The organism is Nitrosomonas ureae, assembly GCF_001455205.1.
Taxonomy (GTDB): Bacteria; Pseudomonadota; Gammaproteobacteria; order Burkholderiales; family Nitrosomonadaceae; genus Nitrosomonas; species Nitrosomonas ureae.
This window is the reverse complement of the sequence record NZ_CP013341.1, coordinates 1,339,798-1,355,913: the sequence shown is the minus strand read 5'-3', so window position 1 is coordinate 1,355,913 and position 16,116 is coordinate 1,339,798. Positions and strand designations below refer to the sequence as shown.

Here is a 16,116-nt window from a genome sequence, read left to right as displayed (position 1 = left end):
TAAAAGTAAGTAATACAGATATTTCTTGAAGATTAAGCTATCGGGAAATCCGTCGTCACATCCACCCCGATCAACAGCACCGCTTCCCCTTGTGTATAGGTGTGGAAATTACCGTGAACACCGCCATCGGTCCAACCGCTGCTCAGTCCAACCACGCGATCTCCGGCATTGCCTTTGATCTTCAAGGTATTCGTCTCTTGCGACAGATCAATAACATCCTGCGCCGTCAAGGTCACCATATTGTCTCCGACACCATATAAAGCGATAGTTTCGATGCCATGAATGTTATCGATCACATTGGACAGATCCAAATTATAACCGCTACCAGCCAATCCCAGGATATCAGTACCCAACCCACCATCGACAAATTGAAAATCATCACCCAAGATGCGGATGTAATCATTACCCGCTCCGCTATCAAACGAATCCGCACCGCCGCGGCCGATCATGCGGTCGTTGCCATCACCACCCTCAAAGCTCTCCGCCGCTTTGGTGCCGGTGAAAATATCATCGCCCGGTGTACCGGGAAAATCCACTTGATCACCGCCGAAATCGCTGCTACCAAATACTACGTATGTAATGCTGGGCGTATCTCTGAAATAACCATATTGATCAACCGCTAAGCCTCCAGGAACTCCAATCATTAAATCATCAAAACCGTCACCATTCACATCTCCCGCGCCACTTACTGAAGAAACAGTACCAAAATATGCAGAACTCTTCCTCATCAAAGTCATTAAATTGACCGATCCATCAAATCCCGTGGCTTGACCAAACACTAAGTAAGTCGAACTTGAACCAGAAACAGCGATAATTACATCATCAAAACCATCCCCATTGACATCCCCAGCAGCACTAACATCACGGCCTAACCTTTCATGGCTCATTTCTCCATCCAGACGAAAACCGTTGCTGCCATCCAAATCGGATAAACGCATCGTCGCATCAAAATCCGACGATTTGCCAAACACCACATAGCTCGAGCCAGAATTGTAACCATTTGGCGCAGCATAAGGAACTCCAATAATCAAATCATCGAATCCATCCCCGTTGACATCCCCAGCAGGGCTGACTGAAGAACCTGACCGACTACCTACTTCGCCATCCAAACGAAAACCATTACTGCCATCAAGAGCAGACAGATTCATCGCCGCATCAAATCCGGATGCCTTGCCAAATACCACGTAGCTGGAACCGGAATTACTACCATTCGAATCGGCACCAAAAGCACCGACAATTACATCATCAAAACCATCTCCGTTGACATCCCCAGCAGTGCTAACAGCGCTACCTGCTCTATCATACCTCTCTTCCCCATCCAGACGAAAACCATCATTGCCGTCAAGATCGGACAAATCCACAGTCGCATCAATGCCCGATGCCTTACCAAATACTATATAGCTGGAGCCGGAGTTTAGCTCATTCGAGTCGGCATAATAACCACCACTGACAATCACATCATCAAATCCATCGCCGTTGACATCTCCAGCATTGCTAACGGAAGTATTTAATCTGCCAATTTTCTCTTCCCCATCCAGACGAAAACCATCACTACCGTCAAGATCAGACAGATCCACCGTCGCATCAAAACCCGATGCCTTGCCATATACCACATAGCTGGAACCGAAACCGACGCGATTACTCACAGATTCAAGACCGCCTACAATCACATCATCAAAGCCATCGCCATTGACATCCCCAGCGGTGCTGACCGAAACACCAAAAAAATCATATAGTCCTCTTTTATCCAAACGGAAACCATTACTGCCGTCAAGATCGGATAGATCCACCGTCGCATCAAAGCCCGATGCCTTGCCAAATACTACATAACTGGAACCAGAAATGTAGTCATAACCGGAATATGGTTCACCTCGTGGCCCCCCGAATGCACCAATAATAAAATCGTCGAAACCATCACCATTCATATCTCCCGCATTGCTAACTGAATTGCCAAATCGATAATCCTGCGCCACTTCATCTATGCGAAAACCATTGCTACCATCAAGATCATCTAAGAAAAATTTAATTATCGCCATTATTATTGCCTCCAGAACATGAAAGAATTTGCAGGTCATCCATCATACGTCAGAGTATTCACCATCATCGTGGTCATAAACCGTGTGACTTGATGAGTGTGTAATTTCGCCAGCAAAATATTCCACCGCAAGTTGTTAATTTAAATTATTTTATTAGAATATTTTGACGAGATCAGACACTGTGACACAAAAATACTTTAATAACAATTCAGATAATTCTGATAGGTTACGTAAGTTTTATGGAAGCCTGAGCGGCGCTTGAAATAGGGTGGAAAAATTGCCTAGAACGCATTCAGCATAGGCTGTTATCCTTAAAAAAACAGGTCTGGAAATGCAAATTTCCTGACCTGCTTCTAAAAGTAAGTAAAACAGATATTTCTTGAAGATTAGGCTATCGGGAAGTCCGTCGTCACATCCACCCCGATCAACAGCACCGCTTCCCCTTGAGTATAGGTGTGGAAATTACCGTGCACGCCGCCATCCGTCCAACCGCTGCTTAGCCCGGTCACGCTATCGCCGGTATTGCCTTTGATCTTCAAGGTATTTGTCGTATCCGACAAATCGATGATATCCTGCGCGGTCAGCATCAGTGAGTTATCTCCGACACCATACAAACTAATGGTTTCTATACCGTGAATTTTATTGACCACGCTGGATAAATCCAGATTAAATCCACTGCCAGTCAGCCCTAAAGTATCGGTACCTGAGCCGCCGTCGACAAGCTCGAAATCATCGCCCAAAATGCGGATGTAATCGTTACCCGTACCACCATCAAACGAATCCGCGCCGCCTCGGCCGATCATGCGGTCGTTGCCATCCCCGCCTTCAAAGCTCTCCGCAGCGGAAGTGCCAGTGAAAATATCATCTCCGTGCGTGCCGGGAAAATCTACGTCATCAACAAAGCTGCTGCGACCAAAGATGACGTAGCTGGAGCCGGAATCATTACCATTCGGATCAGCATTAGGCGCACCCACAATCAAATCGTCAAAACCATCGCTATTGACGTCTCCTGCACTACTCACAGAGTAGCCTGATTTTTCAAATGCTTCACCATCCAGACGAAAACCATTACTACCGTCGAGACTGGATAAATCCATCGCCACACCAAATCCCGATGCCTTACCAAATACCACATAACTGGAACCCGATTGAACACCATTCGGAGTAGCAATAGGAGCACCGACAATCACATCATCTAAACCGTCCCCGTTCACGTCCCCGGCACTGCTCACAGAGAAGCCTGATCTATCATACCCTGTTTCACCACGCAGACGGAAACCATTACTACCGTCAAGACTGGATAAACTCACCGCAGCATTAAATCCAGATGCCTTGCCAAATACCACATAGCTGGAACCGAGATACTGACCGCTCGGACCAGATAAAGGAGCGCCGATAATCAAATCATCGAACCCATCACCGTTGACATCTCCCGCACTGCTTACTGAGCGGCCTGAATATTCAGGCCCGATTTTATCATCCAGACGGAAACCATTAGTTCCATCGAGACCGGATAAATCCATCGTTGCATCAAATCTGGATGCCTTGCCAAATACCACGTAACTGGAGCCAAAAAAGTTAATACTAGTTGGGTCAGTTCCAAAATCATCGACAATCAAGTCTTCAAAGCCATCCCCATTGACATCCCCTGCATTACTCACAGCACGACCTGAAACTGCATACTCCGATCCATCCAGGCGAAAACCATTACTGCCATTGAGACTGGATAAATCCATCGCAGCATCAAAACCGGATGACTTGCCAAACACCACGTAACTGGAACCGGAGGAAGAGCCGCCCAGATCAGCACCAGGAGCGCCAATAATCATGTCATCAAAACCATCACCGTTGACATCTCCTGCACTGCTCACAGTGCTGCCTAAACGATCTTCCGTTGCTTCACCATACAGGCGGAAGCCATTACTACCATTGAGACTGGATAAATCCATCGCAGCATCAAATCCGGATGCCTTGCCAAATACCACGTAACTGGAGCCAGAATCATCACCATTTGAATCAGCGCGATCAGCACCAATAATCACATCATCAAAACCATCCCCGTTGACGTCCCCCGCACTGCTCACAGAATCGCCTGAAAAATCACCCGTTGCTCCATTCAGGCGGAAACCATTAGTTCCATCGAGACCGGATAAATCCATCGTTGCATCAAATTCGGATGCCTTGCCAAATACTACGTAATTTGAACCGGATCCATTACTATTCGAATCAGCGCCAGGAACGCCGATTATCACATCATCAAAACCGTCCCCATTCACGTCTCCCGCATCACTCACAGAGAAGCCTGATTGGCCATACGCTGCTTCACCATTCAGGCGGAAACCGTTATTACCATCAAGACTGGATAAATTAATACTATGCGCCGCCATTATTATTACCTCCAGAACAAAAAGAGACTTGCCGGTAATCCATCAATTGCCAAGGTATTCATCATTATCTTTGCCATGAACTGTGTGATTTCATGTATTTGACTTACCCAGTCGGGTATTCCATATACCGTAAGCTGTTAGTTAATTTAGATTATTTTTATTAGAATATTTTGACGAGACGAAGCACTATTACACATAAATATTATAATGTAAATTCAGATAATTCTGACAGCATGCATAGGTTTTTAGAAGCCTGAATGGTGATTGAAATATAGCGGAAAGATCGTTGAGGAATGTATATATTGCAGGCAGTTGCCATGCAAAAAGAACAGTTAAATTGATATATTTTTATGGAATGTTTTTTTATGACCATACGTCATAATTGACTCACTGTGCAATGGCAATATCTGAAAGGAAATGGTATCCGCCGTTTCCGAGTGTGGCAGCGCTTATTAATCGGGAGAACTTTTCCACATACTCCATTAATCCCGAGCATCCCTTTCAGGCTTGTCCGATCGTTGCGGCTTGGACGTTATGTTTGGTTGAGTATCAGGTTGCTTAGGTTCGTGTTTGCGCACAAACCAGGAAAAGAACAGCGGAACAAAAATAGTGGCGACGGTGGTGGCCATGATCATGCCGCCAAAAACACCGGTTCCCATCGATTGGCGCGCTGCCGAGCCGGCACCGGTGGCTATGACCAGCGGAACCACGCCTAATATAAACGCCATCGAAGTCATTACGATCGGGCGGAAACGCAGTTGCGCGGATTGAATCGCTGCCTGTGAAGCATCCACACCCTGCTTCATTCTCTGGCTGGCAAATTCAACCAGCAGAATCGCATTTTTCGCCGTCAACCCGATCAACGTCACCATGCCGATCTGAAAATAAATATCATTGGGCATGCCGCGCAGCAGAATGGCGGCTAATGCACCGAGCATCGCAAACGGAATCGCCATAATGACGGCCACGGGCAATGCCCAGGTTTCAAATTGCGCAGCCAGAATCAGGAAAACCATCACGACCGCAAGACTGAAAGCAAAGATTGCCGCCGAACCCAATCTTTTTTCCTGAAATGCGGCGCCGGTCCAGGCAATTTGATAACCTTCCGGCAAGGTTGTGGCCGCAATGCTTTCGACCAGTGCAATGGCCTCGCCGGAACTGACACCGCCGGCGCCGCTCCCCATGATTTTCGCCGCCAGCAGACCATTGAACCGTTCCAGTTGCTCCGCACCGACGATATGTTTGACTGTACTCAAGGCTGACAAAGGTACCATCGCACCGGATTCCGCGCGCACGTAGACTTTCCCCAAATCCTCCGCTTTCATACGATAAGCAGCCTCGGCCTGTAGCTGCACGCGATACGTCCGCCCAAAGCGATTAAAATCATTCACATAAAACGTTCCCATAGTGCTTTGCAGCGTGTCATAAATAGTTGGGATGGCAACCCCTTGCGCGATGGCCTTAGCTTCATCCACTTCGACAAAATATTGCGGTACCGATGAGCGCAAAAATGAATTCACTGTCGCCAGCTTTGGCTCTTCCCTCAGCGCCTGCATAAACTCATTCACGACCACGGCCAACTGGGCAGTATCAGAACCCGCGCGGCTCTGCACAAACAATTCAAACCCGCCGGTACTGCCCAATCCCCGTATTGCCGGTGGATTAAAGGCAATCGCCAGGCCATCCGGTTGCTGGGCACCTATTTGAAATATCTTCTTGACCGTATCTTCCGCGCTGACCGTGCGTTCCGACCAATCTTTCAAGCGCAGAAATATGGTCGACACATTCGTTTTGTTCCCCCCACCAATAAAATCCAGCCCATTCACTGCAAACTGAAAAATCACCGCCGGCTCCTTGCTCATCAGCTCGGCAACAACGGCGTCAGCGGTCTGCACGGTTCTCGCCAGCGTAGCACTATCCGGCAAAATTACAGCGGCAATTACGAAACCTTGATCTTCCGCAGGAACCAAGCTCTCCGGAATATGCTTCACTAGAAACATCAATCCCACAATCACCAACGCAAAGATCAGTACGCATCGGATCGAGTGGCGCAGACTCAAGCCCACCATGCCGACATAAAATCTGCGCACTTGCTCAAAATGTTTGTTGAACCAGGTAAAAAAAACCGATTGACGATGCGCCGGTCGAAGTAAAACCGCGCACAAAGTGGGCGTTAACGTCAAGGCCACAATTCCGGAAATAACACCCGCTACCGCCACCGTTACAGCAAACTGTCGATACAACTCACCGGCTATGCCTCCCAGGAATGCAACCGGAATAAAAACCGCCACCAGAACCATAGTCATCGCCACCACGGCACTCGATACCTGTTGCATCGCTTTGATTGCCGCATTCATCGGTGACAATTTTTCTTGCGTGATTAACCGCTCGATATTTTCCAGCACCACAATCGCATCATCGACCACAATGCCGATGGATAGCACCATTGCAAAGAGCGTCAAGGTATTAATCGAGTAACCCAGCAGCCATAGCCCGGCAAACGTGCCGATTAAGGAAATCGGGATGGCGATAATGGGAATCAGCGTGGCACGCCAGCTTTGCAGAAATAGATAAACCACCAGAACCACCAGCAACATGGCTTCTCCCAGGGTTTTGATCACTTCCCAAATGGAGGCTTTGACAAAGATGCTGATATCGTAGGAAACAACGTACTGCACCCCTTCAGGGAAATAATGCTGCAGCTCGCTCATCTTGGCTTTAACCGCTGCAGCCGTATCCAGTGCATTGGCACCGGAGCGCAAAAAGACACCGATACCCAAGCCTGGCTGTCCATTCAGCAAGGTCCGGTTTGAATAGTCTTGCGCACCCAATTCAATCCGCGCAACATCTTTTAAATACAACACACCGCGCGCTCCATCCGAACGCAAGATAATATTTTCAAATTGTTCTGGTTCCAACAACCGGCCTTTAGCAGTGACGGTATAAACCAATTGTTGGTCGGCCAACGCGGGTTCCTGTCCTATTTTCCCCACGGCGGGTTGCGTATTTTGTGCCCGGATAGCGCTGGCGATATCGCTGGTTGTAATGCCCAGCTGCGCCATTCGGTCCGGTCTCAACCAAATCCGCATGGAATAATCCTGGGCGCCAAAAATTCTGGCTTCTCCAACACCCGGCGAACGTCTGATGTCATCCAGAATATTATTGGTAATAAAATTGCTTAGAAAAAGCCCCGTGTGCTGAGGATCCTGAGAAGTTACCGCGAAAACCAACAACAGATCATTGGTGCGTTTCTGGATGGTAATCCCGCTACGCCTGACTTCATCGGGTAAACGCGCCAGCGCGGTATTCACTTCATTGCTGACATTGAACGTAGCGCGATCGATATCGGTGCCAATCTCAAACGTGACGGTAATTGTCAGGCGGCCGCTCGAATCAGCACTGGAATTAAAGTACAGCAACCCTTCAATGGCACTGAGCTTCTCTTCAATTGGCGCGGCCACTGTTTTGATGACCGTTTCGGCACTCGCGCCGGGAAAATTTGCGGTCACAATGACCGTAGGGGGCGTAATTCTCGGGTACTGCTCGATCGGCAATTGCATGGCAGCCGCCAGTCCTGCAAGCACAATAATGATCGACAAAACCGATGCAAAGATCGGTCGCTCAATAAAAAATCTAGCCATAAGTGGGGTTGCTAATTGTCAAGAAGACACATTGGAATGCTCAGTTGATACCGTATCCCGTAATTGAGGATCAACGATTTTACCGGGCGACAGTTTAATGAGATTATCGACGACTACTCGATCCCCCGCATTTAATCCATCCAGAATAACCCAATCCTTGCCGATCCAATCCCCGGCGATAACAGCCCGTTGACCGACAATGTTATGTTCATCAATGACATAAACAAAACGACCTAAATCCGAGCTTAGCACTGCGACCTGCGGGACGATGTACACCGTTTTCGATTCCCCGGCGATAACCCGCACCCGCACAAATTGACCCGGCAATATACGTTGATCGGCATTATCAAATGTGGCGCGCAATTGCTGTGTGCCGAGCATGGGATCAATTCTACTGGCGGCAAAATTGATCTTGCCTGACTGTTGATACTCAGATCCATCCGCAAGAATCATTTGCACACTATGCACATTCTTTTCGTTCAAATGCCCACCGAATCTGGCAACTTCATTATCAGAGAAACTGAATCGCACCCATATCGGAGACAGCTGCGCCAATGTTGTCAGCAAGCTGCTATTGGCTGACACCAATGCACCTTCGGAAAATTGCGCACGCCCGGTCACCCCACTGACAGGCGCTTTAACAGTCGTGTAGGAAAGATTGAGCTGCGCTTGCTGAACACGAACTTTTGCAGCTTGCAAGGCAGCTTCTTCTATCGCCAGATCCGCCGTGGTCAATTCATGAGCGCGCTGACTGACAAAATTTTCAGCCAGCAACTGTCTTTGACGATTTTCATCGGTTCTGGCGCGTAATACCCGAACTTCCTGCTCGCGCAGTAAGGCTCTGGCCTCATTCAAAGCATTCTGAAAAGGCTCGGGATCGATTAAAAATAACTGCTGTCCGGCTATAACAGCCGCACCCTCGTCATACCAGCGCTTAAGTAAAATTCCACCGACACGCGGACGGACCTCGATTTCTTTTGCGCCCTCAGTTTGCGCGATTGTTTCAAGGCTCATGGGCATATTGACAGGTTCAGCAGCCATAACTGTCACCACGATGGCTGGATTCGTTCCGGCTGCTGGCTGTTCCGGCTCGCTGCCTCCACAGCCTGCCAATAGGAAACACGCCAATCCATAATGAAAAGAATTAGCGCATTTCTTTTTAACGATTATTAGAAGAGAATAATAATTCAATAAATTAGAAAAAATAGAGATGACCACTCGATCAATTTGCTCAGTAAGTTTTAATTTAACATCTATCAATTATGGAAAAACCACAAAAGCATAATAGTGTTCTGTATAATATCCATAATGATAGTTTGAAGAACAGTGTAGAAGTATTGCATAGATGAAGATAAGATATTCCTCATTATTTTACCCGCCTCCGGATGCGCAGTTGAGTATTTATGCCTATAGATCTGTCTTATTAAATTGATCCTGATCATTAAAACTGACTCCAATCACTCAATGTGCATGATTCGATCAACTCTATTTTTAATGCTAAATAAAATTTAAAGGTGCGCTATATATGCCTGTCCATATTTTTTTTGCCCTATTAACTCTCTGTATGCTGTCAGCAACAATAACTGCTCAGGCATCCTTGAAATTACCTGAAACTGTAAAAGTTGACCCCGCCGCGTTAACCGGTGAACCCATGTGCGATCCCATCATTTCTGCCGCATGGCGGGAAGCTCAGGAAATTGAAGGCGTCAAAATTGAAGCATCCCCAGGTTGCAGTCCGGATAATCCCGCGTGGATTGCAGCGGCCGTCAAAGGAACCAATAATATCTCGATGGATACCCTGATGAAAACGGGGCTCTCGCCTGATGCCATCATCAAAACCGATGACCTGGACGGTGACGGTGATCCCGACCGGATTATCATCAAACTGGAAATCATGGAATTAAACGGCAAAACCCCCGATTTCCCCGGCGTGCTTCCAACCTTTGATATTGCGCCCGGCATACAGCCGGGCGCATGGGTTTTCGCGCCCAAGATGAGCGGCATGTCGACTGAAAATTTTGAGAGTATCCGTGCGAACCCGCTATTGAGGCTGCCTTCCCCGGTCATACGCGTCGAAGTCGGCGATATCGTGCAAATCGTATTGGAAAATACTCATTATTTCCCTCATAGCATCCATCTGCACGGCGTTGATCACCCATTTTCACATGGCGAGCACGGTGGTCAAGATGGTGTACCGCAGACCAGTGAAGTGGAACTGATGCCGGGCGAACGTCGTATTTATCAGTTCCAGGCACGCCAACCAGGTACCATGTTTTACCACTGCCACGTGCAAACCCATACCCACTTGGCAATGGGATTGGCCGGGATGATTATCGTTGAAGAAAACAGACCGAATAACTGGCTGCAGACGTTAAATATCGGTGCAGGTCATGTACGCCATCCTTCGGTTGCGGTGCGCGAGCAGTTCGATCAAGAGTACGATCTGCACTATCACGCAATGGATAAGCAATTGGGCGAGATCATCCAGAAACATAACGATCCCAGACTCATTGCACGTGACATGAACCGGCGTTATGACATTACCGACTCGACCGAAGATTATTTTACTTTGAACGGTCTTTCATTTCCTTATACGCTCAGGGAATCGCTCATCATTGTTGAACCGGATCAAAAAATCAAACTGCGGCTGCTCAATAGCGGCGGCGAACAGATCGCCGTTCATACCCACGGCCACCATGCCACGATCACGCATTATGATGGCGTGGAACACAACCCAATGGCGCAAATTATGCGTGACGTCTTTGATATCGCTCCGGCGCAACGCATTGATCTGAAGCTGGAAACTGTCAATGACGGTAAACATAGCTACGGCGAAGGGGACTGGCTGATTCATGACCATCGGGAAAAAGGAATCACCACGGACGGCATGGCCGAAGGCGGCAGCATGAGCTCGATCGTCTACACATCCTATTTAGGTAAAGACGGCATGCCGAAGGTAAGTCATTTTGGTATTGATTTGAACAAGTATTTCACCAAGGAATACTTTGAAAGAAGGCTCCCCATCTGGCAGGATCTGGATGAATGGGCGAGCTTGGGATCTCCGGGTGAGCATACGGGCTTGGATACTGCGACACAAACTTCGCTGCTTAATGCACTCTATGGTTTACTGGCAGGGCTTTTGATCTATTTGATTTTCGCCCGCTGGGGACAAATCAAGCAAAGCACCACAGCAGCAATTGCACGTCTAAAAAGCCCCAAAGGGAGTAACCAATAATGGCTAAGACTACAACAATTATTTTTTTACTTGCCGGTATTCTTGCATTCAACACCCATGCAGCTGCGCAACAGCAGGATACGCCCATCGAACAAGAGAAGCATGATCACAGCGGCCACGACATGGCACCTGATGCACATGACCATAGCGGACATAGCATGGATCAGGATAAGCATGATCATAGCGGCCATAGCATCAGTAAACAGGCCGGGCACGCAGCTGAGCATGATGACACGAGTGGCGATCACGGTCATGATCACGACATTGATCACAGTACCCACGATATCCATGCTACTGAACATGGTGATCTCCATCACCATCACCACATGGATCACGACGACCATATCATGGACCACGAAGGCACCATGATCATGGGACAGAATCTGGATAAACTTCCCAGTAGTTGCCAAAGCATTTCGGAAGAAGTTGAAATTACCGTGCGTGCCGGCAGAAAATATTCTGCAAAATTTCCAGGCACTGCTTTCGCCTTTGATCAGCAACAGTGGCACGTAAAGCCCTGCGCAAAAGTTACCTGGCATTTTATTAACGAGGATAGTGTCCGCCATCAATTCATGATGCACGGCTTGCCTAAATATCTTTATAAATACGGCATGTTCCATCTGGAAGTCACTGGCCCCAAAACCGTATCCGGCACGATCATCGTACCGGGCTCCGATGACACTTATTTGGTGCACTGCGATATTTCCCATCATATGGAAAAAGGCATGAAGGCACAATTAGTGGTGGGGAAAGGCGGAAAAGACATCCCGAGCATTCCAGGTTTAACACCATATAATGTAAACGATCGTTATGAAGCTGAAGACTTGCCGAAAGTTTCTAGTAAACCTTCTGGCAAAACTGAGAACAACTTACTAACACTGGAAATGACTGATTTTTCTAACCCGGATTTGAGAAATTACGGAATAATGCTGATTGGTGCACTGATCGGATTATTTCTCATACCACTATTTAAGAAAATTCCATTGCGTAAAAAGAACGACTAAGAAGTAATTGTAATATCAGTTTTAATTGTTGAGTCAATCAGATAAATCCAGGTTCCAAATTATCTGATTGACTTGATGATGATTAGTGTGTTTTCTTTGACCAGGGAAACCGGAAACCGCTCTTATCGTTTTTCTGAGTATCCAAGCCGTCCTCTCCCAGCGTATTCGAACCAGGCTGCATCGATGGTTCATTCGTATTTTTTTGACCTTGATGCGTAACGGCAGCCGAAAGCCGAGTGCCAAGCAACTGATTCAGTTGCTGTGACAAATGATGAGCAGTATCGATACTGATTGCCATCCTGCTGGACAACTTTACATTGACCACATCCGGTAGCTTTTCGCCTGATCGCGCCATTCGATTCAAAGCATTCAGGCTCTGCGGATCAAGGAAACCGAAATCGACTAGCACCACGCCCTGCCCACCATTCACAGTCGAGCAATTGGAATACAGCGGCTGACCCGTGTGCTCGCCCGGCAACATCCTGATACCAATCTGCTTAGTAGCCGGTTGAGTCATCTCATCTTTATCCTGAGTCATAATATCTTTCTCATCAGACATGCGTTTCTCCAATTAGAAATATCAATCACATAAAACAACCATGCCTCAATACGCAACATCAATTGCCTGAGCGCAACAGTAGAAATCCCAACTATTTTTTTTGCAGCAATTGATTCAGCTGATGCGCCAAATTATGCGCGGCTTCAACATTCAGTGCAATCCGGCACGACATCCTTGCGCCAACGGTATCCGGCACTCTCTTACCCGAACGCACCAGTTGATTCAACGTATTCATGGTCTGGGGATCGAGAAAACCAAAATCCACAATCACGACGCCCTGCCCTCCTTGAATCGAAGCAAAATTAGAATATAGTGGCTGACCGGCATGCTCACCTTGCTGCATCCTGACATTAACCTGCATTCCCTGATTTCCGGTTGCTTCCGTTTTATTCTCGATTGGTATGTCATTCTGTTCAGTCATTAAGTATTCTCCCGATTATGATGCAATTTTAAATTACCCAAATCTCATGCACATGTTCAAAACCTACCCTATTCCAACACAATAGGCTGATTTCATCAATATGAATAATTCCGTAACGTTTAAAATTTCCAATTCGCTTATAGAGGAGGCTTGGATTTTTCTCCGCCTGCGATCAGCACTTCTGGCTGCAACGACGTATCGAGAAAATTCAATACCGCCAATCATCAAAAATGTCCACCCGGGACTCCTTGGATAACCGTTCTTGATCTTTTAACCAGCGCTTAAAGAACTTGTCATCAGTCAGTTGCTGCAAATCCTGCTGCATCGCGCTCAAGTCTCTTTCAAAAAATGATTCCTCGGCCCTGAGACTGCGATTAAGGCTAGCCACGCTCACCGTCTCATAGGACTTGAGGCCAAATTCACAGCGTACATCATGACGCTGCTGTTGCAGTTCGCTTTCCAGTTCCTGGGCTTGTTGTTTGAGCAATAACGTCAACGCAGCAATTTGCTCATCCGCCATTTTGGCAATGGATGCAGTGTCCGTTAGTTCAGTACGCAGTTGGATTTGTAACAGAGCCACCAAATCACGACGATCGTAAGCGGCATTGGCTTCGCTCATGAGCACTGTTTTCCGCTCACGTTCATCGGAATCACTGGCACGATCAGGATGCAAAGCACTGGCCAGTTGTCGAAAAACTTTGCGCAATGTGGTTTCTGCCGCCTCTTGATCGGCTTTAGCCTGCAGCTGAGCGGCGCTGGGCTTTCTTTTTCGAATCCGAGCCTGTTGGCGCGCTTCCTGCTCGGCAGCTTCCGCTTCACGCAAACGCTTCATTCCCGCTTTAAACACATCGTGCACAGTTTCCAGGGATTCATCATCGACCAACGATTCACCCAGCATGTCTTCCATCATTTCACGCATGTCCATCATGGCAGATTGCTCCTTCTGCGCCAAACTTTCACTGCTGTGCTTATCATGCAGCGCTTTCATTTCTTCATCTCCTTGCGCTATCAACTGCATGCTGAGATTGCACAGTATGGTCGCAGCGATGCGTTCTTGCTGAGTACTCAAGCCTCTACGCTGCAATCGGCTATCCAGCAGAAACACCATTTCGCGCACACACAGGCTATGGCGCTCACGCAGTGGCGTCAGTATCTGGTGATACACGGGGCGATGCGCATCTCGTATTACCTGCACTTCGACCAGCTGTAACTTCAGTTTATCGATACGCGCCAGAAGCCGGTTAAAGCGCTGCTGCCCTGGCGATAACTGATCATGCTGCGCCGTCATTTTGAGCGCGTTGGCAGAATTACCTGAGTTTTGGCGCTGAGTATCTTTGATCTCATTGGAAAATAAATCAGGTTGATGATGCATTTGCAATCCTATTAAGCGCGATTTTCGGGTAGTTTGCGAGTATTTCCGGGAAATATTTTATTTTTACAGCACTGTCTTTTAACCAACGAAATTCCTATTGATCGGCAGAATGATTGAGCCATGAGGGAAAAACCTGTAAATTGACGAACCATTGATGACTCTATTGTTTCTTGACCCTCATGATCCGGATGACCAAAACACTTTCACCATTGCTGCATTATATTCTGAGATACGGTTTTATCGGCAGTCTTTTCTTCTTGACCGGTTGCCAATCATTTCTAACCCAACCGACGGAATCAGCCAGTCCCGTGGCTCGTTCATTGCCGATGCCCATTGCGAGCCATGAATACAGTTTCGATTCCGCCCGGGAAGATGTGGTTGGTAAATTACAGATCATTACTGCCCGCGAGGACGATACACTTTCCGATATCGCCCGGCGTTTTAACCTGGGTTATGAAGAAATCGTCAGCGCCAATCCCCAAATCGATCCCTGGCTACCGAAAGCAGGAACAAAAGTTGTTATCCCAACCCAATTCGTGTTACCGGACGCCCCGCGTCAAGGTATTGTGATCAATCTTGCTGCAATGCGGCTGTTTTATTTTCCGCAAACCAAACCGGGCGAGCCGCAAAGGGTCATTACACACCCGGTCGGGATCGGTCGCGTGGAATGGAAAACACCGGAGGGCATGACACGGATTACGGCCAAAAACAAGAATCCCAGTTGGATACCGACACCCTCCATTCGGAAAGAACATGCCAGAAACGGCAATCCACTTCCCGCTATCGTACCGCCGGGGCCCGACAATCCCATGGGCGCTCATGTTCTCAGACTCGCCTGGCCAAGTTATGCGATTCATGGTACCGACAAACCACCGAGCATTGGCTTACGCGGCAGTCACGGCTGTGTGCGCATGTACCCGGAGGATATCGCCTTCATTTATAACGATGTCCCAGTAGGCACACCGGTTCGCGTCGTCAATCAGCCTCATTTGCTTGGCTGGCGTGAAAACACGCTATATTTGCAAAGCTATCCCATTTTGGAGGACGACAAGCGTAATCACAACCTATTGCTTAAGAATTCATTAAACACCGCACGCGCTTCGTCCAAAGCAAAGCTCGATTCACGATCTCAGGCCCGCATCAATCAAGCCCTGCTTAATGAAATCCTGCAGAATCCGCGTGCGATTGCGACACCGGTTACACAAACTGATTTGACATTGCAAGCCTATCTCGATCTCGCAAAACGCGTGCAAAACACACTACCTTTCAATGCCACCTGGGACGGTAACATGGATGGACAATTAACGGCAGCCACAGTCATGGAAATGGCTGATCAAGAAGAAGTCCGGATGCGATAGTATTGCACGCTATTTTTATCAATCCCTGGATACTCAAAACATAGAAATTATTTTTTGGATCCAAGTTACGCAAACATTCCCAATTAATTTGAGAGAATTGAGA

Annotated in this window: 10 protein-coding genes; 3 read left to right on the top strand and 7 right to left on the bottom strand. The window is 47.7% G+C overall.

Translation table 11 applies throughout. The annotated features are described in order from the left end of the window. Positions 1-32 precede the first annotated feature (32 nt). The 4 genes from ATY38_RS06215 to ATY38_RS06200 all read right to left on the bottom strand — a co-directional run bounded on the left by ATY38_RS06215 (position 33) and on the right by ATY38_RS06200 (position 9,177). The gene (locus ATY38_RS06215) at positions 33-2,036 is read right to left on the bottom strand and encodes an integrin alpha (RefSeq protein ID WP_062558548.1); all 2,004 of its coding nucleotides are present in this window, start codon (positions 2,034-2,036) and stop codon (positions 33-35) included. Between the two features lie 386 nt (positions 2,037-2,422). After that, a complete protein-coding gene (locus ATY38_RS06210; RefSeq protein ID WP_062558547.1) occupies positions 2,423-4,423 on the bottom strand; it encodes an integrin alpha in 2,001 nt (666 codons plus the stop codon). 482 nt (positions 4,424-4,905) lie between these two features. Then, positions 4,906-8,064 (bottom strand): efflux RND transporter permease subunit, encoded by a 3,159-nt coding sequence (locus ATY38_RS06205; RefSeq protein WP_062558546.1) that lies wholly within the window; start codon positions 8,062-8,064, stop codon positions 4,906-4,908. Between the two features lie 18 nt (positions 8,065-8,082). Then, on the bottom strand, positions 8,083-9,177 hold the full coding sequence (locus ATY38_RS06200) for an efflux RND transporter periplasmic adaptor subunit (protein WP_235590408.1): 1,095 nt from the start codon (positions 9,175-9,177) through the stop codon (positions 8,083-8,085). 412 nt (positions 9,178-9,589) lie between these two features. Between ATY38_RS06200 and ATY38_RS06190 the strand changes: the two genes are divergently transcribed. Both ATY38_RS06190 and ATY38_RS06185 read left to right on the top strand, forming a co-directional pair. Beyond that, entirely contained in the window at positions 9,590-11,299 is a 1,710-nt protein-coding gene (locus tag ATY38_RS06190; protein ID WP_062558544.1) for a multicopper oxidase domain-containing protein, read from the top strand. After that, on the top strand, positions 11,299-12,303 hold the full coding sequence (locus ATY38_RS06185) for a cupredoxin domain-containing protein (RefSeq protein WP_062558543.1): 1,005 nt from the start codon (positions 11,299-11,301) through the stop codon (positions 12,301-12,303). The genes ATY38_RS06190 and ATY38_RS06185 overlap by 1 nt, the downstream gene beginning before the upstream one ends. An 82-nt stretch (positions 12,304-12,385) precedes the next feature. Here the strand turns inward: ATY38_RS06185 and ATY38_RS06180 are convergent, their stop codons facing one another. The 3 genes from ATY38_RS06180 to ATY38_RS06170 form a co-directional block, all read right to left on the bottom strand. After that, a complete protein-coding gene (locus tag ATY38_RS06180; RefSeq protein ID WP_062558542.1) occupies positions 12,386-12,862 on the bottom strand; it encodes a hypothetical protein in 477 nt (158 codons plus the stop codon). A gap of 91 nt (positions 12,863-12,953) precedes the next feature. After that, the gene (locus ATY38_RS06175) at positions 12,954-13,283 is read right to left on the bottom strand and encodes a DUF3467 domain-containing protein (RefSeq protein WP_062558541.1); all 330 of its coding nucleotides are present in this window, start codon (positions 13,281-13,283) and stop codon (positions 12,954-12,956) included. A 208-nt stretch (positions 13,284-13,491) separates the two neighbouring features. Beyond that, positions 13,492-14,655 (bottom strand): J domain-containing protein, encoded by a 1,164-nt coding sequence (locus ATY38_RS06170; protein ID WP_062558540.1) that lies wholly within the window; start codon positions 14,653-14,655, stop codon positions 13,492-13,494. 188 nt (positions 14,656-14,843) lie between these two features. Here ATY38_RS06170 and ATY38_RS06165 point away from each other — a divergent pair, with 188 nt between their 5' ends. Further along, on the top strand, positions 14,844-16,013 hold the full coding sequence (locus tag ATY38_RS06165; RefSeq protein ID WP_235590407.1) for a L,D-transpeptidase family protein: 1,170 nt from the start codon (positions 14,844-14,846) through the stop codon (positions 16,011-16,013). The last annotated feature ends 103 nt before the right edge of the window (positions 16,014-16,116 follow it).

Bases quoted from the DNA above. Each gene is read 5' to 3' on its own strand.
- ATY38_RS06180 (WP_062558542.1), bottom strand. From the start codon at position 12,862: ATGTCTGATGAGAAAGATATTATGACTCAGGATAAAGATGAGATGACT.
- ATY38_RS06175 (WP_062558541.1), bottom strand. From the start codon at position 13,283: ATGACTGAACAGAATGACATACCAATCGAGAATAAAACGGAAGCAACC.
- ATY38_RS06215 (WP_062558548.1), bottom strand. From the start codon at position 2,036: ATGGCGATAATTAAATTTTTCTTAGATGATCTTGATGGTAGCAATGGT.
- ATY38_RS06205 (WP_062558546.1), bottom strand. From the start codon at position 8,064: ATGGCTAGATTTTTTATTGAGCGACCGATCTTTGCATCGGTTTTGTCG.
- ATY38_RS06185 (WP_062558543.1), top strand. From the start codon at position 11,299: ATGGCTAAGACTACAACAATTATTTTTTTACTTGCCGGTATTCTTGCA.
- ATY38_RS06210 (WP_062558547.1), bottom strand. From the start codon at position 4,423: ATGGCGGCGCATAGTATTAATTTATCCAGTCTTGATGGTAATAACGGT.
- ATY38_RS06165 (WP_235590407.1), top strand. From the start codon at position 14,844: ATGACCAAAACACTTTCACCATTGCTGCATTATATTCTGAGATACGGT.
- ATY38_RS06190 (WP_062558544.1), top strand. From the start codon at position 9,590: ATGCCTGTCCATATTTTTTTTGCCCTATTAACTCTCTGTATGCTGTCA.
- ATY38_RS06170 (WP_062558540.1), bottom strand. From the start codon at position 14,655: ATGCATCATCAACCTGATTTATTTTCCAATGAGATCAAAGATACTCAG.